We start from the raw sequence: 23,845 nt of genomic DNA, 5'->3' as shown, positions 1-23,845 counted from the left end.
TTGAATCCACTTCCCTTCCGGAGTCTGTTCACATCCCCATGCAACCCGACCAGACGACTCAGCAGACCCTCATCCGGAGCCTGAGGCATCCGGCCGCCTATCCCCATGCCGTGGAGCAGGTGCAGTGCATCGAGACCCATATCTCCACGGTACTGCTGGCCGGTGAGTTTGCCTACAAGATCAAGAAACCGGTGGACCTGGGGTTTCTGGACTTTTCCACCCTGGAACGAAGACGGCACTTTTGTGAGGAGGAGCTGCGCCTGAACCGTCGCCTGGCACCCGACATCTACGACGGCGTCATCGCCTTTTCCGGCAACCCGGAGCACCCCGACTTCGACGGCTCAGGTCCTGTGCTTGAGTATGCGGTCCGCATGCGCCGCTTCGATCCCGGCAACACCCTGGATCACCTGCATGACCGGGGCCTGCTGTCCCTGGACCTGATGGATGCCATTGCCGCCCGGCTGGCCCGCTTCCACGCCGACATCCCGTCCACCCGGGACCATGGACGCCCGGAGCAGGTCGTGGAACCCATGCTGCAGAACTTCGAGCACATCCGGCACCTGCGACCGGCCGGGCTGGATCTTGCGCCGCTGGCGCGCCTGGAAACATGGACCCGGACACGGCTCCAGACACTCACTCCCCTGCTGGAGCAACGGCGCCGGGAGGGTTTCATCCGCGAATGTCACGGCGACCTGCACCTGGGCAACATCGCCATGGTGGCAGGGGAGCCCACCCTGTTCGACGGCATTGAATTCAACCCCGACCTGCGCTGGATCGACATCATCAGCGAAGTCGCCTTTCTCACCATGGATCTCATTGACCGGGGCGCACAGGCCCACGCCCACCGCTTTCTCAATGCCTGGCTGGAGTTCACGGGGGATTACGAAGGCATCCCCCTGCTGCGTTTCTACCAGGTCTATCGGGCCATGGTGCGGGCCAAGGTGGCCGCCATTCGCCTGAAACAACCGGACTTGCCCGACACAGAGGCCCGCACCGCCATGGCGGCCTGCCGCGCCTATCTGCAACTGGCGGAACACTTCACCCATCCTGGCGCGGCAGCCCTGTTCATCAACCACGGCTTTTCCGGCAGCGGCAAAACCACCCTGAGTCAGCCCCTGGTGGAAGCCGCGGGCGCCATCCGCGTCCGCTCCGATGTGGAGCGTAAGCGACTGTCGGGCATGGACGCCCGTGAGCGCGGCAAGGGCGGGTACCAGCAGGGCCTGTACAGCCGGGACCAGACCACCCGGACCTACGACCGGCTGGCGGCACTGTCCAATCTGCTGGTCCGGGCCGGACATCCGGTGATCGTGGACGCCACTTTTCTCAAGGCGGACGCCCGCACCCGCTTCGCCGATCTGGCCAGGGACCTGGGTGTCCCGTTCCGGATACTGGATTACCGGGCAGATCCGAAATGTCTGCGGGAACGGATCAGCCGGCGCATGGCCGCGGGCGATGATGCCTCGGACGCCGACCTGAAAGTGCTGGAGATGCAGTTGCAACACCATGACCCGCTGGGACCGGATGAGCCCGTCATCACCATCCTGGCAGACCACCCCCCACCGCTGGATCAGATACGGGAACTGCTGTGTACCCCATCGAGCTGACGAGGCAAATCCTGATGAGTCCATGGCTTCGCCTTGCCCTGGTCGCCACGGCCCTGCTGCTGGGGGCCTGCGGCACCACCCCCTCGCATCCCCCCGGGACCCTGGATCCCCAACGCTCCCAAGTGGTGTTTCACGCCCTGTCCATGGTAGGCAAACCCTACCGATACGGCGGCACGTCACCGGAGGAAGGCTTCGATTGCAGCGGACTGGTGTGGTTCACCCACCATAACGCAGGCATCCCGGTACCGCGCACCACCACCACCCAGAGTCAGGGCGTACGACGAATCTCGACCAGCGCACTGACGCCGGGGGACCTGCTGTTCTTTCGCACCGGCCGGGCCGGTCCCGGCCATGTGAGCATCTATATCGGCGATGGGCGTTTCGTGCATGCCCCCTCCAGCGGCAGCCCCGTCACCACGGAAGACCTGGATCACCCCTACTGGAGCCGGCGGTTCCTGCATGCCGGCCATTTCTACTCACCCTGAAGGAGCACACCGCCATGATGCCCACTTCCGCCCGTGCACTGTGTCTTGTTCTGCTGGGCTGCCTGGCCCTGGGCCTGCCCGTCCAGGCCATGGAGCCGAGGATCGTGGATGAACACATGAAGGTCTACAGCATCGAAGGGGACTATGCCCTGTACCGGGAAGCCCTGGAGATGGCCATCATCGACCGCGGCATCGTCATCAACAACGTGGCCCATATCGGCACCATGCTCTCCCGCACCGGGGCGGACATCGGCGGAGAGGCGATCTTCATCCAGGCCGAGGCCCTGGAATTCTGCAGTGCCGTGCTGTCGCGGCGCATGATGGAGGCCGAGCCCCATCACATCGTCTTCTGCCCCTATGTCATCAGCGTGTACGAACTGGCGGACGAACCGGGCGTCATTCATCTGGCCTACCGGCGCCCCACCCTGCTGGGTGATGCACGCTCCCGGGAAGCCCTGGAGGCGGTGGACACCCTGCTGGACGAGATCGTGCGGGAGGCACTGGCGTTCTAGAATCCCATCCGGACCAGGACCGTGGATCGGCTTGCCCACCCCCACCCGATCCACGGATCCGGCCTATCCTCCAAAGCCCTCCAGCAAGGGGGCCAGATCGTTGTCGTTGACCGTGATCTCGCCCCGGGTGTCGGCCTTGATCCGGAACACATGCACCGTTTCACCGGAACCTTCCTGACGGGGCTCTCCCATCATCTTGAGGAAAGCGGCCATCTGCCGGATCTGACGTCGTTCATCTTCATGACCGGCCTGGGCGGCCCACTGTTCCGCCAGGGCATCCAGGTCGCGCACCTCGATGTTCAGGGTTCCCGCCAGCATCCCCGCCTCTTCGGCGGACAGCCTTTCCGCTGTGCCCCTCCCGTTCATGCTGATCCGGCCGGCCGGCATGTCGATGAGCACCTTATCCAGCGCCAGCAGGGAGGCATTGCTGATCAGTTGCGTAATCAGCGCTTCCATCACATCCACCTGCCCGGTCCTGATCTGCGTCATCAGGGCATCGTCCGCCAGCATGCCCGCGGGCAAACCGGTGGCCGACAGATTGATCTCCACAAGGCCGGGGAACAGCCCCTCGGGCAAGGGATTCATGTCCGCGAGGATCTGGGTCACGTCCTGGTGACGGTAGGCCAGTTTCAGGCCCGGCGTCGGCGTATCCAGATCCGTCCCATCCAGCCCGAAGCTGAAATGCCCGACTTCCATGCGCTCTCCCCCTTCGGAAGATCCAGTGGGCATCTGCACGCCACCCCCCTTGAGATCCACGCTCAGGCGGAAGCCTCCCACAAGGCTCTGGGACAGGCGTAGCACTTCCTCCTCCGGCAACTCCCCCCCCATCGCAGAGGCCAGTCCGAGCTTGAATAATGTCACCGGAGAAATCCGCTGCAGCCCACCCTCCACGGCCAGGGCATCCAGCCCGAACCGCATTTCATCATCCTCGAAGCGCCAGTTTTCCATGCTCAAGGCAATCTGCAGGTCCCGTTCCAGACGCTCCGGTCCACTGGAAAGCCAGCGACTGCCGAGCCGCGCCAGGGCCAGATGCATCTCACCGGCACCATCGGGATTGCGGATTTCCAGGTCCGAAATGCCCAGTTCGGTACCGCCCACGCCCATGGCCGTGATCATACGACTGAAGAACCCTTCCGGATCCTGCAAGAACAGCACTTCAGGGTCGTCCCCCAGCTGTTCGGTCAGCTGATTCAGGGCCACCAGATCCAGGTCCTGATAATCCGCCTTGAGGGTAACCGCGCCCAGGCGCAAGGGCACGATGCCATGGACACTTTTCGCAGTCAGACCCAGCAGCTGCATCTCCAGCGGCCCCTTGAAGCGGCCATCACTTCCCTGCGCCAGATCCAGCGTCAGCCGCAGTCCCTCGGCCGCAAACTGTTCAAGCTCATCCCGTCCAGGCAGAGGGACATCCGCCCCCTTCAGGGCGGACGGTTGAGACGATGGCTCGGGCCGCATGCCCAGTTGCATCGGACCGGTATCGACGGTGACCTTGAGCAGGGTATCCAGGTCACGGGCCCAGACACCCGTGAGTACTGGCCGGCCCATGGTGAACAGCCCCACTTCATCGCCGTCACGGTCATGCACGGGGATCGAGGCGGGGAGCCGGATCTCGAACGCCGGACGCGCCGCATGGCCCATGTCCAGCGTCATGACCGGAGAATCCAGCATCAGCATGATCCCTTGGTGAGGCCCCAGGTCCAGAGGGGTCCTCAGGGACACCGCCGGCAGCACCACCCGGAGCTGATCCCCCGGTAACGGGGTGAATTCCGGCTCCCCATCCATGTAGAGCCAGCCTGCCTCACGCGCCTCGTCAAGGCGCTCATGCCAGTAGACCCGTATTTCCTCATCACGGGATGACAGCGCCACGGCCGGTGTGGGCAACCCTTTGACGTCCGTGTCCATCGCCCGCAGATCAGACAGGGCCTGCACCCCAAGGTGCGAATCGAACAGCAGGGGCTCTCCCGACTCGGGTTGCAGCAAAGCCCGGCCCTGACCGCGCAGGCGAGTGGTGTCGCTCAACCGTACCTGCTCCCCTTCGGTCAGGGGCTGCCAGTCCAGGTAATCCCGCTGGCGCAACAACTGCAGCAGCCGTTCCAGGGCTTCCGCATCCGCCGACAGGCTACCCGCCCGAACCTGCCCCAGCAGTGCTTCGACCTCTTTTTCCCCGGCGGCAAAGAGATCGATGCCGCTCCCTCTCAAGGACAGGGCCAGACGGTTGAATTCATCAGGCAGCTTGCCGAAGGCACGCAGGGCCCTTAAGGTGATGGCCGCATCCGCATCCAGAGACAGGAGTTCCACGGGTCCCGTCGCCCGCTCCACCGTATCGCCCAGTTCCAGGACCTGATAGCGGGTATCGGCAATGGCCGCGCCAATGGGTAGCCCCGACATCGCCAGGACCAAAAGGCCGCACAGCATGGGGATTCGTCGTGTTGGGCCATGACGACCAGTGCTTGAACCCCATGGGATGTCAAAACCTGACTCCGGGTTGATACCTTGCTTTGTGAGCATGAGCGTGTCCTGTTTGTTATTCAAATCCGGGAAGATGACCCCATGATCCTGCTATTTCGTGGACAGCACGGAGCGTAGCCGGTAGCCGCCTTGCCCCTGCTGGCGCTGTACACGAACCAGATAGACTCCCGGGTCCAGGTTTTCCCGAACAACCCGCCGGCGTGAAGACTGCCCCTGATGATCCGATGCCAGAACCCGACCACCGGCTTCATCGTACAAATCCAGACGCAGGCTCAGGCTGTCCTGCGCCAACACGGTGACGGTCAATGCGCCAACCTGATCCGTCGTGAGCCGGAACCAGTCATTCTGGTCGGTAATCCCCAGACTCCAGTAACCCAGAAGGCCCGCGGTATCCCGGCCCAGAACGGTATCCACGGCATCCTGGGCCGTATGGTTCGATTCGGCAGCAGTGGCCGGATAGGGATTTCTGACAACCTCGGGCCACAGCACGTAGCCCCCCTGCCCCGTTTGACGTTGCACACGAATCAGGTAAGTCCCGGCAGCAAGATCAGGGCGCTCCACAAGGCGACTTGACTGCTGACCACCATGGTCGGCACCCAGACTCCGCGCCCCGGAGGCATCATAAAGATCCAGTCGCAGGGATAGCGCGGGCTCTGCCTCGACCTTCACTCGCAGCAGGCCCGGGTGCTCCATCGTCACGCTAAACCAGTCATTGGAATCCGTAATGCCGGCACTGACAAACCCCAGCAGACCGGTCGCCGATTCACCAACGGAGAGCGGACGGGCCTGCTCGTGGGTGTCATTGGGTTCTAGTTCACCGGGCAGATGGGTCTGCTCCATGCGTGAGGAGAATCGATAGGCCCCGTGACCGGTCTGGCGCTGCAGCCGTACATGATAGGTCCCCGCGGCCAGATCAGGACGTTCCAGGGATCGCTTCGACTGCTGACCCCCATGATCCGAGGCCAGCAACCGGCTGGCAGTGTGATCGTAAAGATCCATCCTCAGGGTCAGGGTGTCTTCAGCTTCCACCGCCAGCGTCAAAACACCAGCGGCATCGGTGGTCACGCGGAACCACTCATTCTGTCCCGTGACTCCCGAATCGACATAGCCCAGTAAACCGGCGGAACTGTCCCCCGGTGACAGCTCCCGGGCCTGTTCGGGACGATCATGAGCCCCGAACACGGCGTTCACCGGCGCGGGTTCAAAGCGGGGGCTGAAAACGTAGGCACCGTGACCGGCCTGACGCTGAAGCCGTACCAGGTAGGTCCCGGGTGCAAGATCGGCACGGCTCACGCGGCGGACAGCGGCCTGACCGCCGTGGTCGGAGCCTAACAGGCGGCTGCCGGACCCATCGTAAAGGTCCAGGCGTAGTTTCAGGGACTCCTCCCCCTGCACCGTCAGGTCGAGGCGGCCGTGATGTTCGGTATCCAGTCGGAACCAATCATTCTGGTCCGTCAGGCCAGACAGCATGTATCCCAGCAAGCCACCATGATCGACTCCCGGCGAAACCGACCGTGCCTCTTCATGGCTGTCATGACCACCATCGTCAAACGGGAAAAGCGCCGGTGTAAATTCGGTCCTGACTCGATAGCCACCCTGACCGGACTGACGCTGGACCCTGAACTGATAGGTTCCCGCTTGCAGATCCGTGCGTTCAACCCGCCTGCCGGATGCCTGCCCCGCATGATCGGAAGCCAGGAGATTTCGACCGGATTCATCGTACAGGTCCAGACGCAGTCGCAACTCTCCCTGGCCTTCGGCCATGACCAACAGGCGGCCCGGCTGTGGAAGGGATACGGTATGCCTCGCCTCGGTACTACCACTGCTCAGCTCCCCGGCAAATGATGACGGACGGGCCGAACCCGGGACGTCATACCCCGACAGCGCCGCCAGTGCCAGACGCTCAGGGGATAGGTCTGCCCCCGTCTCCGCCGGAGCGGTTCGGCGTGAGGACAGATGCCGCTGGATCGCCTCCCGATAGCCGGAGAGTACCGGATCATCCGGCTTGAATTTCAGGGATTCCTCGGCATAACGCAGATACTCCTCAAGCGCAGCCCCGGATAGCCGCTGCCCTTCCGCCGAGGCTGCACGACGGATCGGAGGTAACAACTCGGATAATCGCGCCTGATTTGCCCGGGCCTGGGCAAGGATTGCGCCATGGCGCTCGGGTTCTGGATCGAACGGTGCCCAGGTAGCCATGTGCAGGCCCTCTTCCAGGGCATGAATAGCACCGTCAAGGTCATGGGCCGCCAGCAGCCTCTCCCCCTCCCGCAATAGTGTGCGTGCCTGCTGCCTGCGCTCCAGCAAGTCCCGCAGGCGGACCTCATGATGCTCAAGGATGTGGATCTGGGCCCCATGCGGACGAAACTGCTCACGAATAGCGGCCAGACCGACCAAGACACGTTCATAGTCATGGTCCCGCCAATAAGGGTTTAGTGCATCCAGGGCCTGCAGAAAACCCTCATGATGGATCTGGCGCTGACGACGCAGGTGTTCATCCATGGCCTGAATCGGCGAATACAGCCCATGGGCATGCTGGAGCTCATTGAGTTGCTGACGGGCATCGGTGAAATGCCTTTCGACAATCAGGTCATTAATGGTCTCCAGTCGGCGATCGACGGTCTGCTTGAGATATTCCAGACGGCGCAGGTTATCCTGAGCCTCCCGATCCCCGGGAACGACCTCCAGGGCGGAATGGGCGGCCAGAATAGCCTCATCCAAAAGCCCCATGCGGGTGCCTTCCCTCATGTCACGGATATGACCCTCGTGGGCCCGGAAACGGGCGGCCAGGTCGGCAACCCCCTCGTCCAGATCACTGCTGCCGGGGTCCATGGCCGCGGCCTCCCGCGCCATGGACAAGGCTTCATCAATGCGCCCTTCATTCCAGAGCGCACGTGCGGAACTGAAATGTTCCCGTGCTTTCCTGGCCACATGCGGCCCCACCCCGCGTCGAGTGTCATCGCTGTGATCAACGATATATTGCTCCCAACTGTCACCACCCGACAGCATGGCCTGCTCCAGGGCGTCAAAGGCCTGTTCGTGCGCCCCTTCCTCATAGCCCAGCTCCTGCTGCCGACGGTTGATGTAGTCACGCCAGGCCGGCTCTCCAGCGGCCATGGCCTCCCGCATCCGGGCAGCCTCCCGTACTGCCGGCGTCTGCTCGTAGCCCAGTCTGCGCAGGGTTTCTTCCACCTCGGCCCGCCAGTCGGCATCGGCCAGGGCCTGACGCAGTCTCGCTGCCTCGTCCGACTCCCTGAGCGTGCCGGACACCACCAACCCGCGGGAGGTGATGCTGGAACCGGCCCCCGCAGTGGAATACCGTCCCGTCAGCCTGATGGAAAAATGCCCTCCAGAGCTCAGGTCTGCCCCCGCCGGCACCGGCACGAAGAGGTTGAAGGACTCCCCCCCAGGTGATTCAAAGCGCCATTCTTCCGAAACGGACTCGCCTCCTGCCCGCAGAGACACCTGCAGTACCGCGTCCCAGCCAAGGTCCAGATGGCCAGACCCGGACAACCGTATCACCCCCGGTCCCATGGTTCCGGAATAGCTGCGGCTGGTCGTGAACCCATCTTTGTCTTCCGGCGTTCCCAAGGTGACACCGGACAGGTTGTAGCGGATGCGAAGTCCGTTGAAGGCGCCACCAGGTGGAAAGACCCCCTGGCCAGCGCCACCGGATTCCGTGCGCAAATCCGCCCCCTGTGAGCCCAGATACTGCTCCATCCAAGGTTCGACCCGACCGAAGGATCGCTCAAACCAGTTGCGTGCCCGAAACGGCCGGGAATTGAGATAGTCGATGGCACGGCGTACATCCTCAGATTCCGCCATGTCCATGGGAATGTAACCTCGCGACATTCCCTGCCAGAGCAGCAGTCGCTGGGCAACATTCAGATCATCAACGGGCTGTTCTCGGATATAGCGGATGAATTCACGCCAGAATTCATTGGGCTCGGGTGACTCGGGCCAACGGCGAATGGACTGCAGGCGCCGGATCATCGCTTCTTCCGCCATGGAAAGGGACTCCCCCCGGCCTCTTTTCTCCTGAATGTAGTCGTGGAAACGCTGCTGCGCAGGCTCCATGCCCCGATAGCGATATCCCGGTCGATCCAGACTACTCCAGTCCACCACATCCGGATCCAGGATGGCCGCTTCCCAGGTTGCGCCACCGGCCTGCAGAGGCAAGGGCAAAACCGCCATCAGGACAATGCCCAGCAACATGCCGGTCACACGAACCACCATGGACTTCATGGACCCAATCCTGCCACCCATCGACATCATCCCCTGCTTTCCCGTGTTGTGCCGCACTCTCACATTGATCACGCCGAAGACATGATCAATGTGACCGGTGACGGCAGCATAGCCCCGTCGCCCACTGACAGGACAAGTCGACCGCGTGTCGGCCAAAATATTAAATCTTTAAATTCAATGCCTTAAAAAACAAAAGAGAGAAGCAAATCGGGGAGGAAAGCTATCGGAGGGAAACCGCGGATACAGCGCAGTGCTATTGCGGCACATGATGGAGGCCAAGCCCCGTTACTATGGTGCACGGCCCCGGAAAGACCTGGAAGCGGTGGATACCCTGCCGGAGGAGATCGCGGGGAAGTTACTGTATTTTCTGCCGGTATGGACTCTCGAACCACGACGCAGGATACTGTTTCCATCAGTGGATCACCCCCCCTCCGGAGGGTTCATGGATCGACTCGGACCCCGAATCAGCCTGGCCATCGGCGTCCCCATCATCGCCTTCATGGTGATAGCCGGCATGGCGCTCTTTGACCGGCAACAGTTCAGCCATGACGTGTCCAGGGGTCTGGCTGCCGCGGGTCTCGCCCTGGAAGGAAAGAGATTGATCCACGCCCTGCAGACGGAACGAGGCAGTTCCGTGGGTTTTCTCAGTGCCCAGGACAACGATTTCCAGACGATTATGGAAGGGGCGCGACAAAGCACGGATGCCGTCATGGAGCGATTCATACCCCTGGCAAGACATGCCCTGGATATCAGGGATCCCATCTTTCAGCAGCTCATGGAAAAGGTGCTGAACGATCTGGATCAACTGGAAAACCACCGCACCGAGGTGGACCACCTCAGGCTGGAGCCCATAGAGGCCCTGCCCTTTTACAACCGCCTCGTGGAAGCAATGATCCTCATTGCCACCCATATCCCCGAGGCACTGCCCAATGCGGATATCCAAAAACTCATCACCACCTACCGGCCGCTGCTCCTCTTCAAGGAGTACTCGGGTCTTGAGCGGGCACTGGGCAGCGCCTGGCTGAGCGCACAAACACCAGACTCGCTGGTGTTCCAGCATTATGTCAGCGCGGTTGCCATTCAGGGCAATCATCGTCGCCAGTTCCTGGCGCTCGCCCCCGCCCATCTGGCTGACATCCTCATCAGCATCGAAGCCCAGCCAGCCAACCAGGAGTTGCTGGCCACCCGTGCCGCCATCCTCAATTACGGTGCGGCGGACAAACCCGAGTATCTGAACGCCGTTCGATGGTTCCATGTCACCACCGAACGGATTGATGCCCTGCTGGAACTGGAGATAACCCTTGCCAGGGAAATCATGACCAAGGCCAGTGACGCCCGGAAACGGGCCCGGCATGAGGTGACCGTGCTGCTGATCACCATTCTGGTGCTATTGAGTCTGAGCCTGGGACTATCGGCCGCCATTGCCCGCGATCTCATCCGCCGCTACAGGATGTATCAGGCGTCCATGGATCGGATTGCTCACATGGCCCGCCATGACCCCTTGACGGACCTGCCCGATCGACGTTACTTCACCGAATTGCTGGAGCAAAGACTGCAATCCGCCAGATCGACCCAAACCCCATGCAGCCTTTGCCTGCTGGACCTCAAGGGGTTTGCGGATGTGAACCGGATCTGGGGTGAGTCGGTAGCGGATCAGGTGCTGTTGCAGGTGACCGACAACATCCGGGCCACCAGTCCCCCGGACATGCTGCTGGCACGGATCTATGGAGATCAGTTCGCCCTGTTCATGGAACATCAGGCAGATGCGAGGGATTCGACGGCCCTGGCGGAACGGGCCCTACAGACACTGGACACCCCTCTGGAGGTGGGACAAAGGCGGATCGACACAGGCGGCAAGGCCGGTCTGGTTACCTGTCCTCCCTATCCCGAACATGCCGCGGAACTGCTCTCCCTGGCTGCCTTCGCCCTGGAACACGCAAAATCCGACAACCGGCGGAACATCCGCTCGTACGAGCCGGTGATGCTGGCCAATCACACCAGCCTCAAGCAACTGGACCAGGACCTGGAAAGAGGGCTGAAGGAAGGGCAGTTCACCCTGCATTACCAACCCAAGATTGATCTGGAAACAGGCCTTGTCGTCAGTGTGGAGGCGCTGTTGCGGTGGCAGCACCCTGACCGGGGGAACGTGCCCCCGGACATGTTCATCCCCAGGGCCGAGGCCAACGGCACCATCATTGAAATCGGAGATTATGTCCTGAGGGAAGCGTGTCGTCAGGCCCAGTACTGGCGGGAACACGGTCATCCGACACTGACCATGGCGGTCAACCTGTCCACCGTGCAGATCTACCAGGCGGATCTGCTGGAAAGGGTGGAAAAGGCGCTGGCGCTGTCGGGATTGCCCGCCGAGGCTCTGGAACTGGAACTGACGGAAAGTGGCCTGATGGAAGACATGGATACTGCGGTCTCCGTACTGCGGCAACTGGTGGAACGGGGTATTTCACTGTCCGTGGATGACTTCGGCACCGGCTATTCTTCCCTGGCCTATCTGAGGCGTTTCCCGGTAGACACCCTGAAGCTTGACAAACGCTTCGTACAGGATCTGGAAGCCGGGGGCGACCAAGAGGGGGAAAGCGTCGCTGAGGCGGTGCTGGCCATGGCCAGGAGCCTGTCCCTGATCTGTATCGCGGAAGGTGTCGAGACCCCGGCGCAGGCCGCCTGGCTAAGGGAACGGGGATGCCAGCAGGCACAGGGATATCTCTACGGCCGCCCACTTCCTCCGGATCAATGCGAAAAGCTGCTTGGCCCGCAAACGGAATCATCCCATTCCGCCGAGCCGTGATGACCGCCCACGGAGCGGCCGTCACGGCTCGGCGGGATTGCCGGTCATCTGGCGGCGGGACGCTCGCGCAAGGCCGCTGCGTCATCATGGGTCCGGCGATCACCCCCGAGCAGCATCGGCAGATCTTCCACCTCTTCGGTCATCAGCTGATCCCCGTCCATCCAGGGGGGCGGATTGCCGGGCCACATCTCCAGGGTTCGGGCCAGGGTGGGGCTCTCCATGCCGCTGAACAGATCAGCCACGGCATCCTGTGACACGGGCGTCTGCAGGGTGAACACCAGTCCGGTCAGCATGACCAGACTTCCCATCATGAAGGAAAGATCACCGGAGAGGGCATGGGAACGGGAATGGATGCGATCTGACATGATACCGGCCTCAAGCTTGAGTCTTATGCAGGGTATGGTCTTTTAAGACTTCGGTGCAAGACAAAGATTCAACACCGCGGGACATCAGATCCCGATCCGCCGGCGCACAAACCTGAGCAGGCCACCCAGCAGGGGGATCTGATCATAGAGATATTCCACCGGATCCCAGTAGTCCACGTGACTGAACACCTTTCCCTCATCGTTGAAAAGCACGCGACTGATGCCGTCCACGTCCAGCTTCATGCGGCCATGGGCATCCTCGTCACGATCCATGAAACGCCAGTGAAAGAAGGCGGTATTGCCGTGCACGGCCCATCGGTGCACATAGAATCTGGGGGCGGGACACTGACGGAACATGTGCCGGAATACCGCAGCGATCTGATCCAGACCCGTGACGTCATTGAAAGGGTCCTTGAAACGGGCATCCACCGTGAAAAACTCATCCAGCCGCCCCAGATCCGGTTCCTTGAGATGGGAAAAAAAATCGGCGTATTGCCGTGCCCAGACATCCATCTGTTCATTCATCGACTGTCCACCATGCGTCGGGTCAGCGCCAGAAAGAGGCGATGGGGCAATATTCTGAGGGTTTTCATGATCAGGGCAAAGGGGCGGGGAAAACTGATTTCAAACCCCTTGCCCTCAAGCCCCCTCATGATGGCATCCACCGCCGCCTCGGGTTCCATGAGAAAGGGCATGTGGAAGCGGTTCTTGTCGGTCATGGGGGTCTTCACGAAGCCGGGATTGATGACCCGCAGCTGCACCCCCCGCATGGCCAGCTCGGGCTGCAGGGACTCGGCCATGTTGATCACAGCCGCCTTGGAGGCCCCATAGGGCGCGGCCCTGGGCAAGCCCCGATACCCGGCCAGGCTGGCGGTCACCAGGATCTGCCCCTCGCCCCGTGACAGCATGGAGGGCATCACCGCCGCCAGCCCATTCACCACGCCCAGGTAGTTGACCTCGATGATGCGCCGGAACAGGTCGGGATCGAAGTCCTCCAGCCCCATGGGCTCATAGTCACCGGCGTTGAAGATGGCCGTCCCGATGGGACCCATCCGGGATTCGATCTGTGCGGCCAGGCGGGTCATGCCCTGGGTATCGGTGACATCTCCGGGAAAGACCTCGATGGCACCGGCCACCGGAGACTGATCCGCCAGTGCCTGCAACCGCTCGCGGTTGCGAGAGGTCACCGCCACGCGCCGACCGGTGGCGGCCAGGCGCAGGGCCAGGGCCTTGCCGATGCCGGTGCTGGCACCCACCAGCCAGACTACCGAAACCGGGGTTACTGTCTGTGTCTGATGCGTCATTGCCATTCTCCTGCCGCCCAAAGGTCTACACAAAAATTATACAATGATTGTACAATCCTGCAGATGAACACTGCGCCGGCCTTTCGCCTGCCCCCTTCGGACGAAGACGGGCTCTATCCCATCCGCACCGTGTCCTCGGTCACCGGCGTCAACGCGGTGACACTACGGGCCTGGGAGCGACGTCATGGCCTGATCACGCCACGGCGCACCCCCAAGGGACACCGGCTTTACAGCATTCAGGACATCGAGCGCATCCAACAGGTACTGATCCTGCTGGAACAGGGGATTTCCATCAGCCAGATTCCCGGCGTGCTGGAACAAACCCCTCCACCGGCCTCCTCCGTCGTTCCCCCACAGGCATCCCCGCTCCGGGTCACGGCGGATGCCTGGCAGGATTACCGCAACCGGATGGAACATGCGGCACGACGATTCGACACCCGGGGACTGGAAAAGGTCTACGGTGACGCCATATCCCTGTTTCCCCTGCAACAGGTGATGTGCCACCTGATCCACCCGCTGCACCAGAGTCTGGCACAACACACGGCGCAAGACGCGGAGGCGGAAAGCCGGTTCTTCCAGGCCTGGGCCTTTCACGCCCTGAGTACCCGCCTGCGTCATGAGCTGCACCACGGCACCGGCCCCGTGCTGGGCATCGCCCCCCTGCCCCATGAAACCGACCACCTGGAACTGATCCTGCTGTCCCTGCTGCTCGCCGTCCGGGGACTGCAGGTCGTGCGTCTCTCGGGCCCGCTCTCCCTGGCGGCCATCGGGTCCTTGTCCCGTCAGGCCGCACCGGCAGGCATGGTTCTGTGCGGACAGCATCCCCGGGCCGCGCAGCTTGAACCATGGGCCGCCACCCTGCACATCCCGGTCTTTCTGGCCCTGGCCGAGGGCGGACAATCTCCCTCGGCCTGGCATGGCCAGGGCATTCACCTGTTGCCCCCGGATCCGCAAGCGGCCACCGAATGGATCAGCGGCCGGCTGCTACAACCCCGGAATCCCATGGTGAAATACCCATGAAACCCATCCTGCTGTGGCTGCGCCGGGATCTGCGGCTGGCCGACAACCCGGCCCTGTCCCATGCCCTGCGGACAGGACGTCCGGTGATCCCCGTCCACATCCACGCCCCGGAAGAAGAGGCCCCCTGGCCCCCTGGAGCCGCCTCCCGCTGGTGGCTGCATCACAGTCTGACGGCCCTGTCCCGGTCCCTGGAAGGGTTGGGCTCGCGCCTGACGCTGCGCCGGGGTCCCAGCCTTGAGGCACTCCTGCAACTGATCCATGAGACGGAAGCCGAACAGGTGGTCTGGAATCGGGTTTATGAACCCGTCCTGATGGAACGGGACCAACGGATCAAGGCAGCGCTGAAAGATCGGGGTCTGGTGGTGGAAAGCTTCAACAGCGCCCTGCTGTTCGAACCCTGGACGGTCCGCAACAAGAGCGGCGAACCCTACCGGGTATTCACTCCCTTCTGGAAAGCCTGCTGCGCCATGGGGCTGCCCGATGACATGGAAACCAGGCCGGAAGCCATCACAGCACCGGCACACTGGCCCGGCAGCGAACTCCTGGAACGGTTCAACCTGCTGCCCCGCATCCCCTGGGACCAGGGCATGGCCGCCTGCTGGCAGCCAGGAGAGGAAGGTGCCCACCGGGCGCTGGAGCGCTTCCTTTCCGGGGCGATCCTGACCTACAAGACCCACCGGGACCTGCCGGGACAGCCGGGCACATCACGCATGTCCCCCCACCTGCATTTCGGTGAGATCGGCCCAAGGCAGCTGATCCGGGCCTGCCGGCCCCTGCTGACACAGGGAGCCGGGGCAAGCGGCACCGCCTCGGTGGAGGCCTTCATGCGGGAAATCGGCTGGCGGGAATTCGCCTTCCATCTGCTGTTTCATTTTCCCCATACCCCGGAACAGCCGCTGGATGGACGTTTTGCGGACTTCCCCTGGCGTGCCCCCCGGGACTACGAAACCGAGCTGCAAGCCTGGCGTCAGGGCCGCACCGGCATCCCCCTGGTCGATGCCGGAATGCGGGAACTGTGGCACACGGGCTGGATGCACAACCGGGTACGGATGATCACTGCCTCGCTGCTGGTCAAGAACCTGCGCATTCCCTGGCAGACGGGAGCACGCTGGTTCTGGGACACCCTGGTGGATGCGGACCTGGCATCCAATACCCTGGGCTGGCAATGGACCGCCGGCTGCGGGGCCGACGCCGCCCCCTACTTCCGGGTATTCAATCCGGTATTGCAGGGAGAGCGCTTCGATGGCCGGGGAGACTATATCCGGCGCTGGGTGCCGGAGCTGAAACGGCTACCGGACAGCTATCTGCAGGCCCCCTGGAACGCACCTGCCGGTCTGTTGCCGGGGGCGGACTATCCGCGTCCGCTGGTGGATCTGGGAGAAAGCCGCAAGGCGGCCCTGGCGGCATGGGAGCAACTGAAAGGCGCCGAACGCTCAGGGACGTAAGGGATGCCCTGAAACCGCAATCCTTCCCTCCCCCCGCGACAAAGATGCGCCGATCCCGTCATTCCCGCGAATGCGGGAATCCAGTGCTGAACCGAAGATGCCGGACTCCCGCTTTCGCGGGAGTGACGAAGGGGGGGACTTCGCGGGAGTCACGAAAGGGGAGCCGGGCTGTGGCACAAGGGAAACGGGAAAAGGAACCTGATCAGCCGCGCCGGATCAGCTCCATGAACTCCGCCCGGGTACGGGCATCCTCACGGAAGGTACCCAGCATCACCGATGTCACCATGGTGGAATTCTGTTTTTCCACGCCCCGCATCATCATGCACATGTGGCGCGCCTCCGCCACCACGGCCACGCCCTTGGCCCCGGTCACATCCATGATGGCCTGGGCGATCTCCCGGGTCATGCTTTCCTGAATCTGCAACCGACGGGCAAACATGTCCACGATGCGGGCCACCTTGGACAATCCCAACACCTTCCCGTCAGGCAGATAGGCCACATGGCACTTGCCGATGATGGGCAAGAGATGATGCTCGCACAGGGAATACAGTTCAATGTCCTTCACCAGCACCATCTCGTCACTGCCGGAGGCGAACAGGGCGCCGTTGACCAACTCATCCAGCGACTCATGGTAACCCCGGGTCAGGTACTGCATGGCCTTGGCGGCACGCAGCGGGGTGCCCTTCAAACCCTCGCGCTCCGGGTCCTCCCCCAGGCCCACCAGCATCTTCCGGTAATGGTCCGCCAGGGCATCCGCCGACATCAGCTTGAGCGGGGCTTTCATGGCGCCGTCTCCGGCAATCTGTGCAACTGGCTTCATGTCTTGATCTCCTGATGATTCATGAAAGACCACCGCCCAAAGGGGTGGTCGCCGCCTTTTCAAACCATCTTCACGGGCATCACGGCCTTTCCCGGCCTTGCTGATGCTGGCTTCCAGTGTTTTAGCAGCTATGCTGGCCTGTGTGGGGCAAGGGAAGCACGGAAGCGCCGGTACGAATCAGGAACGATCCGGAAGCAGTGAATGTCGAACCAGTCTGTCAGACTCATGCCGGAAGACGCTCGGGCCGTGCAAACCAGCCACGCCATTGCTTGTACAGCATTTTACAAGACTTGTACAGATAATGTATAAGAACAATTCCAGATCAGAGGAACTGAACCCATGGCCCGTGAACGTATCGCCGTTGTCGGCGCAGGTATCGCCGGACTCGCCGCCGCCTGGCTGCTGTCCCGACAATATGACGTGACCTTGTTCGAAAAGAACGATTACATCGGCGGACACACGAACACGGTGGATATCCCGGGAGGCCCACACCCCCGCGGCGTGGACACGGGATTCATGGTGTTCAATCACCGCAACTACCCTCACCTCACCGCCCTGTTCCAGCATCTGGGGATCACCAGTCAGCCCACCGACATGTCCTTTGCCGCTTCCGTGGGCAACGGGCGTCTGGAATACGCTGGCTCCGACCTCAATACTCTGTTTGCCCAGCGTCGCAATCTCACCAATCCACGTTTCCTGAGGATGCTGGCGGACATCCTGCGCTTCAACCGGGCCGGCAAACGCCTGTTGCAGGCCGGCAGCTGTACGGACATCACTCTGGGGGGGTATCTGCTCAACGAAGGCTATGGCCCCGGCTTCCGGGACGACTACCTGTTGCCCATGGCCGCCGCCATCTGGTCCTGCCCCACCCACAAGATGCTGGACTTTCCCTTGCTGTCCTTCCTGAACTTCTTTGCCAATCACGGTCTGCTGGACCTGCGCGATCGCCCCCAATGGCACACCGTCACCGGGGGCAGCCGGGAATACGTGAAAAAGATGCTCAAGGCCCTGCCTGACAATGTCCATGTGGCCCGCCGGGTGGTGGCGGTGCAGCGTCAGGAGACGCAGGTCCGGTTGATCACCGATGACGGTGACGAGGCCTTCTTCGATCAGGTGGTGTTCGGCTGTCATGCCGATGATGCCCTGGGCATGCTGGAAGCACCCACGGCCGAGGAAGTCCGTATCCTGGATGCCTTTCACTTTCAACCCAACCGGGCCATCCTGCACACCGATACCCGCCTGATGCCGAAGCTGCGCAAGGTCTGGTCCTCCTGGAACTACCTGGCCCGCCACCGTCTGACCGATGCTCCGGCCAACGAGGTCTCCGTCACCTACTGGATGAATCGCCTCCAGGCCCTGGACGGGCCGGAGGAATATCTGGTCAGCCTCAACCCCCTTGAAGAACCCCGGCCGGAGAAGGTGATACGGGAAATCCTCTATCACCACCCGGTCTTCGACCAGGGCGCCCTGGAGGCCCAGCAGGCCCTGCCCACGATCCAGGGCCGCGACCGCCTGTGGTTCTGCGGCGCCTGGACCGGTTACGGCTTCCACGAAGACGGACTGCGCTCAGCCCTGCAGGTGGCCGCCCAACTCGGTGTCAACCCGCCCTGGACCGTGGCGTCCCAGGCCGTGGATGCCCTTCCGGTTCGCACCCTGCCCCGGGTCGAGGCGGTCTGAGGCATGACACAACCTCATCGGCTCTACCGCACCCGGGTCATGCACCGTCGGTTGTTCCCGGTGGAGTACCGCTTCATCCATCGCGTCTTCAGCCTGCTGGTGGACGTGGACCGGCTGGACGAACTGGACCAGTCCCTGCGCCTGCTCTCGGTCAACCGCTTCAACCTGCTGAACCTGAATGTTCGCGATCACGGCCCCCGTGACGGCTCACCCTGGCGACCCTGGGTGGATACCTGCCTGGGTCGGGCCGGGATCGATCTGGAGGGGGGGCAGGTCCAGCTGCTGTGTTTTCCCAGGGTGCTGGGATACACCTTCAACCCGCTGAGCCTCTGGTACTGCCGGCACCGGGACGGCAGCCTGCGGGCCATCATCTGCGAGGTCAGTAACACCCTGGGAGACTGCCATCATTACCTCCTGCACGCCGACGGCACCCCCATGACATGGCCGGTGCGCGCCTCACAGGAGAAGCTGTTCTACGTCTCCCCCTTCATCGAGATGGACGCCCGCTATCAGTTCCGGCTGTCGGAGCCCGATGAGACATTGAATGTCCTGATCCACGAATACCAGGATTCCCGACTGATGCTGTCCGCGGCCCAGACCGGCCATGCCCGTCCCCTCAACGACACTGAGCTGCTCAGGGCGACGGTCGCCGTTCCCTTCATGACCCTCAAGGTCATCGCCGCCATCCACTGGCATGCCCTGAAGATCTGGTGGAAGGGTGGACAGTACTACAGCAAGCCGACGCCGTCCTGAAGAGGAGAAACACCGATGTCCCTGGAACAGACCCCCACCCAAGGCAGCACCAGCACCCTCGCCTCCCGCGCCCCGTCCCTGGCCCTGCGTCTGCTGCTGCGCCATCTTCGGCATTTGCATCAGGGGGATCTCACCATCGAGACGCCGGATGGTCATCGCTGGACCATCCAGGGGCAACATCCCGGCGGCAGCGGAGAAATCCGCATCCACCGTCCCTTCGCGCTGGTGCGACGTCTGCTCACCCGGGGGCTGGTGGGATTCGGTGAAGGCTACATGGTGGGTGACTGGGACAGCCCGGACCTGCCGGCCCTGCTCAACATGGGCGCGGTGAATCAACCCCATATTCCCCACCTGGTGAACGGTTCAAGGCCGGCCCACCTGTGGGACATCCTGCGCCATCGCCTGCGGGGCAACAGCCGTCCCGGCAGCCGCCGCAACATCGCCTTTCATTACGACCTGGGCAACGACTTCTACCAGCTATGGCTGGACTCCACCATGACCTATTCCGCGGCCGTGTTCGAGCAGCCGGAGGAATCCCTGGAGACGGCACAGACACGCAAGTATGCCCGGCTGCTGGAACGCCTGGAGGCCGCGCCCGGTGCGCATATCCTGGAGATCGGTTGCGGCTGGGGCGGCTTTGCCGAACACGCGGCCCGCCGGGGCTACCGGGTGACCGGCATCACCCTGTCCCGGGAACAACTGGACCATGCCCGCCGACGCATTGAGGCCGCCGGACTGTCGGATCGGGTGGAACTGCGACTGCAGGACTACCGCGATCTGAACGAGCAGTTCGACCATGTGGTTTCCATCGAGATGTTCGAAGCCGTGGGGGAGCGGTGGTGGCCCACCTGGTTCCAGACCGTGCGGCAATGCCTGCGTCCCGGCGGCCGTGCCGCCGTCCAGGTCATCACCATCGACGTCAAGGCCTTTGACTACTACCGCACCCATGCGGACTTCATTCAGCTCTACATCTTCCCGGGAGGCATGCTGCCCTCGGTACCGGTCTTCGAACAGCACGCCACCGAGGCCGGGTTGAAGATCAGGGAAACCGCCTTCTTCGGCCAGGACTATGCGGACACCCTGCACCACTGGTATCAGCGGGTATGCGAGCAGGCACCGGCCATCCTGAGCCTGGATGGTTATGACCAGCGATTCCTGCGCACCTGGCGTTTCTATCTGGCCTATTGCGAAGCAGGATTCCGCTCCCGCAACACGGATCTGATGCACGCCGTGCTGGAGGCCCCGTGACATGGCGCAGCAAGGTCTTGCGTCCCGATATGGATGGGCATCCGCCCTTCTTGTTCTCCTTCTGACACTGACGGGGTGCGGCATGAAACCCGAAGACTATGCGAACACCACACCGGCCCTTGATCTGGAGGCCTATTTCACCGGCGACGTGCGGGCCTGGGGACTGTTCCAGGATCGTTTCGGCAAGGTCAGGCGCCAGTTCACGGTGGATATCCGGGGATACGTGGAAGACGATGAACTGGTGCTGGAAGAGGATTTCGTCTACCTGGACGGTGAAAAAGACCGGCGGGTATGGCGCCTGAGACGCCTCGACGAACACACCTACGAGGGCCGGGCCGCCGATGTGGAAGGGGTGGCCGAGGGCAAGCTTTACGGTCAGGCCTTCAACTTCCGTTATGTGCTGAACCTGCCCATCGGCACCCGGGTGGTGAAGGTCAACTTTGATGACTGGATGTTCATGCACGAGGACGGGGTCCTGGTGAACCGGGCCGTGATGAGCAAGTTCGGCATCCGTCTGGGGGAAGTGACGCTGTTCTTCCAGAAGCAGGCCAGGGAACCGGAATCTGCGTGAAATGGAAAAACCACGCCGTCGCTCCCGCGAAGGCGGGAGCCCAGTATTTTCACCGCGCGGCTCAATGCCCACCCTTGAGGAAATGACCGATCCGGGACATCCACAGTTTTTTTGACCCAGACCAAGCATCTGGACTAGCCCTTCACACCACAATATTGGATACTAGCGGCCGTCATATTCCGTTATATTTGTAAGCCCATCAGGAATGGCGACACACATTCTTGTCGGGATCTTCAGTGGCGGATCACTTTCCGCCACCTCCTGAGGCACAGACCAGGCTCGGGCCATGTACCCGCGGCTGCGCCCCATGATGTAAACATCGCGAGACGTTAGGAGAAGACCATAATGAAGAAGCAAGACCTCAGCCGCAGAAGCTTCCTGAAGTTCGGTGCCGCCGGCCTGGCCGCCATTCCGGTTGTGAGCCTGGGCATCAGCACTGCCGCTGCCGCCGAGCGCCTGGACGAAAACGCTCCCGAAGCCCAGGCCCTGAACTACAAGCATGACAACACCAGCGTGGATCACCCCTCCCACGCCGACGGTCAGAAGTGCATCAACTGCCTGCTCTACACCGATCCCAGCGCCACCGAGTGGGGCGGCTGCGCTGTATTCCCCAACAAGCTGGTGAACGCCAACGGCTGGTGCACCGCCTACGTGGCTCGCGGCTGACAGGACGCTCAACCAGGGATGGCCGCAGGTGGCCCTTGCAGGGCACCCTGCTGATTGAAGACCCGCCTCGCGCGGGTCTTCGCGTTTGCAGGGAATCTTCCTCGTCCGGTACAGTCGTATCAGTCAGAACCCATCGGGAGATCCACCCGTGACATCACCGTCCGTCGGACTGGGCAAGGCCCTGCTCCTGGCGCTGGCCCTGCTCCTGCCCGGCATCGCCGGGGCCAGCGTGCCCACCGCCCAGGTCATCACCCTTGAACACCGCCCCGCCGAAGAGATCCTGCCTCTCATAGAACCGCTGCTGGGCCCCAGGGATGTCATCACCGGCAGTGGCTTCAACCTCATCATCCGCACCCGCGCCCAGACCCTGGCGGAGATCCGGCAGGTCATTGCCGACCTGGACGTCCCGCCTCGAAACCTGTACATCAGCGTGCGCCGGGGTGCCGCCAGCCATGACCTCGATCCGGCACTGCCGATGGAACCCGACACCCCCCGCATCTCCCGCCGCACCACCACCGAACGGGGCGTGACTCATCAGACCCTGAGGGTGCTGGAAGGACATGCCGCCTTCATTCGAAGCGGCGAATCCATCCCCGTGGGCAGCCAGCGCCTGGTTCCCGTGCAGGGCGGTTTTGCCCTGGAGCAATCTGTGGAATACCGGGATCTGGGACGGGGCTTCCTGGTCCGCCCCCGTCTGCTGTCCGACGGGCGGGTGCATCTGGACATCCGCGCGGTGTATGAACGGGAAAGCCCGACAGGCGGGGGACGCCTGGATCTGCAGGCCACCGACAGCACCGTTTCCGGCAAGGTCGGCGAATGGATCCCCCTGACACACACAGGCACCAGCCGCCGGGAAGATGCGGCCCGCGTCACCACTACACGACGCCAGCAGGACTGGCAGGACATGCCGTTGTTCGTGCGGGTGGATGTCACCCACGATTGATGACCGGCTCCCGGCCCGTGGCCGGCGTGATTGACGCCCGATTCCCCCACGCCTACTATGCCTAGCGACGCTTGAGCCGGATTCCCTCCCTTCATGACCTATTGCCTTGCCATCACCCTTGACGACGGACTGGTACTCGCTTCCGATTCGCGCACCAACGCGGGCGCGGACCAGGTGGCCATGTACAGCAAGATGCACACCTTCGAGCTGGAAAAGGAACGTGTCTTCGTGCTGCTGACCGCGGGCAATCTGGCCACTTCCCAGGCTGTCCTGGCCCGGATCAAGCGGGACATCGAGGATGAAGCCGAAGAAAGCCTGCATTCGGTGCGGGGGTTGTCCGACGCGGCCGCCTATCTGGGGCGCATCAACAGGGAAGAACGGGAAAAACACGAGGAAACCCTGACCAAGGCCGGTTTCAGCGCCGACGCCTCCTTCATCCTTGGAGGACAGATCGGCTCGCAGAAGCCGGAGATCTACCTGGTCTATCCCCAGGGTAACTTCATCACCACCTCCAGCCACACCCGGTTCCTGCAGATCGGCGAGAGCAAGTACGGCAAGCCCATTCTGGATCGCATCATCGCCCGGGAGACCTCACTGGGAGACGCCACCCGCTGCGCCCTGGTGTCCATCGACTCCACCATGCGTTCCAACGTGACCGTGGGCCCGCCCATCGAGGTGATTGTCTATGAACGGGATACCCTGACCTTCGAACACTATCTTTGCCTGGACGCGGACGATGATTATCTGATGGATCTTAAACGAGCCTGGGATGACAATATCCGCCGGGCCTTTCAGGATCTGCCCCGTTTTGACTGGGAGAGTAACCGGGGCCGCAAGCGCCGCGGCACGCAACTGGCCACATTGCGAACCCTCAACAAGAAAACGACCAAAAAGGACTGATTGGGCCAAGTACCACCG

Annotated in this window: 19 protein-coding genes; 13 read left to right on the top strand and 6 right to left on the bottom strand. The window is 62.5% G+C overall.

All coding sequences use genetic code 11. The features are described from left to right. Positions 1-38: 38 nt before the first annotated feature. Genes CKO35_RS02685 through CKO35_RS02675 form a run of 3 tightly spaced genes read left to right on the top strand, consistent with a single transcriptional unit; the run spans position 39 to position 2,601 of the window. Positions 39-1,604, top strand: a complete 1,566-nt coding sequence (locus CKO35_RS02685; RefSeq protein WP_200172344.1) for a bifunctional aminoglycoside phosphotransferase/ATP-binding protein — start codon at positions 39-41, stop codon at positions 1,602-1,604. A 14-nt stretch (positions 1,605-1,618) separates the two neighbouring features. Next, positions 1,619-2,089 (top strand): C40 family peptidase, encoded by a 471-nt coding sequence (locus CKO35_RS02680; RefSeq protein WP_200172342.1) that lies wholly within the window; start codon positions 1,619-1,621, stop codon positions 2,087-2,089. Positions 2,090-2,103: 14 nt separating this feature from the next. After that, positions 2,104-2,601: a DUF302 domain-containing protein gene (locus CKO35_RS02675; protein WP_200172340.1), complete on the top strand. Its 498-nt coding sequence runs from the start codon at positions 2,104-2,106 to the stop codon at positions 2,599-2,601. A 63-nt stretch (positions 2,602-2,664) separates the two neighbouring features. On the opposite strand, the gene CKO35_RS02670 is transcribed toward CKO35_RS02675, so the two are convergent. After that, positions 2,665-5,016, bottom strand: a complete 2,352-nt coding sequence (locus CKO35_RS02670; RefSeq protein ID WP_200172338.1) for a hypothetical protein — start codon at positions 5,014-5,016, stop codon at positions 2,665-2,667. Positions 5,017-5,160: 144 nt separating this feature from the next. Beyond that, positions 5,161-9,315, bottom strand: coding sequence for an ATP-binding protein (locus CKO35_RS02665; protein ID WP_200172336.1), 4,155 nt, complete (start codon positions 9,313-9,315; stop codon positions 5,161-5,163). Positions 9,316-9,565: 250 nt separating this feature from the next. On the opposite strand from CKO35_RS02665, the gene CKO35_RS02660 reads away from it, so the two are divergent. Continuing rightward, the gene (locus tag CKO35_RS02660; RefSeq protein ID WP_200172334.1) at positions 9,566-12,115 is read left to right on the top strand and encodes an EAL domain-containing protein; all 2,550 of its coding nucleotides are present in this window, start codon (positions 9,566-9,568) and stop codon (positions 12,113-12,115) included. Positions 12,116-12,159: 44 nt separating this feature from the next. Here the strand turns inward: CKO35_RS02660 and CKO35_RS02655 are convergent, their stop codons facing one another. The 3 genes from CKO35_RS02655 to CKO35_RS02645 form a co-directional block, all read right to left on the bottom strand. Beyond that, on the bottom strand, positions 12,160-12,480 hold the full coding sequence (locus CKO35_RS02655) for a hypothetical protein (protein ID WP_242466976.1): 321 nt from the start codon (positions 12,478-12,480) through the stop codon (positions 12,160-12,162). An 84-nt stretch (positions 12,481-12,564) separates the two neighbouring features. Then, positions 12,565-13,005 carry a nuclear transport factor 2 family protein gene (locus tag CKO35_RS02650; protein ID WP_242466975.1) on the bottom strand — a complete coding sequence of 147 codons (441 nt, stop codon included), beginning with the start codon at positions 13,003-13,005 and terminating at the stop codon, positions 12,565-12,567. After that, positions 13,002-13,784, bottom strand: a complete 783-nt coding sequence (locus CKO35_RS02645; protein ID WP_200172332.1) for an SDR family NAD(P)-dependent oxidoreductase — start codon at positions 13,782-13,784, stop codon at positions 13,002-13,004. Before CKO35_RS02645 ends, CKO35_RS02650 begins: the two co-directional genes overlap by 4 nt. Positions 13,785-13,847: 63 nt before the next feature. Here CKO35_RS02645 and CKO35_RS02640 point away from each other — a divergent pair, with 63 nt between their 5' ends. Together CKO35_RS02640 and CKO35_RS02635 are read left to right on the top strand one after the other, a co-directional pair. Next, positions 13,848-14,804 carry a MerR family transcriptional regulator gene (locus CKO35_RS02640; RefSeq protein ID WP_200172330.1) on the top strand — a complete coding sequence of 319 codons (957 nt, stop codon included), beginning with the start codon at positions 13,848-13,850 and terminating at the stop codon, positions 14,802-14,804. Next, complete coding sequence (locus CKO35_RS02635) at positions 14,801-16,249, top strand: cryptochrome/photolyase family protein (protein WP_200172328.1); 1,449 nt, start codon at positions 14,801-14,803, stop codon at positions 16,247-16,249. The genes CKO35_RS02640 and CKO35_RS02635 overlap by 4 nt, the downstream gene beginning before the upstream one ends. A 202-nt stretch (positions 16,250-16,451) precedes the next feature. Here the strand turns inward: CKO35_RS02635 and folE are convergent, their stop codons facing one another. Beyond that, the gene (gene folE / locus CKO35_RS02630; RefSeq protein WP_242466989.1) at positions 16,452-17,033 is read right to left on the bottom strand and encodes a GTP cyclohydrolase I FolE; all 582 of its coding nucleotides are present in this window, start codon (positions 17,031-17,033) and stop codon (positions 16,452-16,454) included. A gap of 375 nt (positions 17,034-17,408) precedes the next feature. On the opposite strand from folE, the gene CKO35_RS02625 reads away from it, so the two are divergent. The 7 genes from CKO35_RS02625 (at position 17,409) to CKO35_RS02595 (ending at position 23,827) form a co-directional block, all read left to right on the top strand. Further along, positions 17,409-18,746, top strand: coding sequence for an NAD(P)/FAD-dependent oxidoreductase (locus tag CKO35_RS02625; protein WP_200172324.1), 1,338 nt, complete (start codon positions 17,409-17,411; stop codon positions 18,744-18,746). 3 nt (positions 18,747-18,749) lie between these two features. Beyond that, entirely contained in the window at positions 18,750-19,499 is a 750-nt protein-coding gene (locus CKO35_RS02620) for a DUF1365 domain-containing protein (RefSeq protein WP_200172322.1), read from the top strand. A gap of 15 nt (positions 19,500-19,514) precedes the next feature. Further along, a complete protein-coding gene (locus tag CKO35_RS02615) occupies positions 19,515-20,747 on the top strand; it encodes an SAM-dependent methyltransferase (protein WP_200172320.1) in 1,233 nt (410 codons plus the stop codon). 1 nt (position 20,748) lies between these two features. Further along, positions 20,749-21,318: a DUF3833 domain-containing protein gene (locus CKO35_RS02610; protein ID WP_200172318.1), complete on the top strand. Its 570-nt coding sequence runs from the start codon at positions 20,749-20,751 to the stop codon at positions 21,316-21,318. A 345-nt stretch (positions 21,319-21,663) separates the two neighbouring features. Continuing rightward, on the top strand, positions 21,664-21,984 hold the full coding sequence (locus CKO35_RS02605; RefSeq protein WP_200172316.1) for a high-potential iron-sulfur protein: 321 nt from the start codon (positions 21,664-21,666) through the stop codon (positions 21,982-21,984). 148 nt (positions 21,985-22,132) lie between these two features. Then, positions 22,133-22,927 carry a hypothetical protein gene (locus CKO35_RS02600; protein ID WP_200172314.1) on the top strand — a complete coding sequence of 265 codons (795 nt, stop codon included), beginning with the start codon at positions 22,133-22,135 and terminating at the stop codon, positions 22,925-22,927. Positions 22,928-23,020: 93 nt separating this feature from the next. Beyond that, a complete protein-coding gene (locus CKO35_RS02595; RefSeq protein WP_200172312.1) occupies positions 23,021-23,827 on the top strand; it encodes a proteasome-type protease in 807 nt (268 codons plus the stop codon). Positions 23,828-23,845 lie beyond the last annotated feature (18 nt).

Origin of the sequence: Ectothiorhodospira shaposhnikovii (assembly GCF_016584105.1) — a bacterium.
In the GTDB taxonomy this organism is placed as follows: Bacteria; Pseudomonadota; Gammaproteobacteria; order Ectothiorhodospirales; family Ectothiorhodospiraceae; genus Ectothiorhodospira; species Ectothiorhodospira shaposhnikovii.
The sequence above is the reverse complement of the archived record's forward strand: the minus strand, read 5'-3'. Positions and strand labels throughout refer to the sequence as shown.

Coding starts and splice junctions, on each gene's coding strand:
- CKO35_RS02685 (WP_200172344.1), top strand. CDS start 39: ATGCAACCCGACCAGACGACTCAGCAGACCCTCATCCGGAGCCTGAGG.
- CKO35_RS02680 (WP_200172342.1), top strand. CDS start 1,619: ATGAGTCCATGGCTTCGCCTTGCCCTGGTCGCCACGGCCCTGCTGCTG.
- CKO35_RS02675 (WP_200172340.1), top strand. CDS start 2,104: ATGATGCCCACTTCCGCCCGTGCACTGTGTCTTGTTCTGCTGGGCTGC.
- CKO35_RS02670 (WP_200172338.1), bottom strand. CDS start 5,016: ATGCTGTGCGGCCTTTTGGTCCTGGCGATGTCGGGGCTACCCATTGGC.
- CKO35_RS02665 (WP_200172336.1), bottom strand. CDS start 9,315: ATGAAGTCCATGGTGGTTCGTGTGACCGGCATGTTGCTGGGCATTGTC.
- CKO35_RS02655 (WP_242466976.1), bottom strand. CDS start 12,480: ATGTCAGATCGCATCCATTCCCGTTCCCATGCCCTCTCCGGTGATCTT.
- CKO35_RS02650 (WP_242466975.1), bottom strand. CDS start 13,005: ATGAATGAACAGATGGATGTCTGGGCACGGCAATACGCCGATTTTTTT.
- CKO35_RS02645 (WP_200172332.1), bottom strand. CDS start 13,784: ATGACGCATCAGACACAGACAGTAACCCCGGTTTCGGTAGTCTGGCTG.
- CKO35_RS02640 (WP_200172330.1), top strand. CDS start 13,848: ATGAACACTGCGCCGGCCTTTCGCCTGCCCCCTTCGGACGAAGACGGG.
- CKO35_RS02635 (WP_200172328.1), top strand. CDS start 14,801: ATGAAACCCATCCTGCTGTGGCTGCGCCGGGATCTGCGGCTGGCCGAC.
- folE (WP_242466989.1), bottom strand. CDS start 17,033: ATGAAAGCCCCGCTCAAGCTGATGTCGGCGGATGCCCTGGCGGACCAT.
- CKO35_RS02625 (WP_200172324.1), top strand. CDS start 17,409: ATGGCCCGTGAACGTATCGCCGTTGTCGGCGCAGGTATCGCCGGACTC.
- CKO35_RS02620 (WP_200172322.1), top strand. CDS start 18,750: ATGACACAACCTCATCGGCTCTACCGCACCCGGGTCATGCACCGTCGG.
- CKO35_RS02615 (WP_200172320.1), top strand. CDS start 19,515: ATGTCCCTGGAACAGACCCCCACCCAAGGCAGCACCAGCACCCTCGCC.
- CKO35_RS02610 (WP_200172318.1), top strand. CDS start 20,749: ATGGCGCAGCAAGGTCTTGCGTCCCGATATGGATGGGCATCCGCCCTT.
- CKO35_RS02605 (WP_200172316.1), top strand. CDS start 21,664: ATGAAGAAGCAAGACCTCAGCCGCAGAAGCTTCCTGAAGTTCGGTGCC.
- CKO35_RS02595 (WP_200172312.1), top strand. CDS start 23,021: ATGACCTATTGCCTTGCCATCACCCTTGACGACGGACTGGTACTCGCT.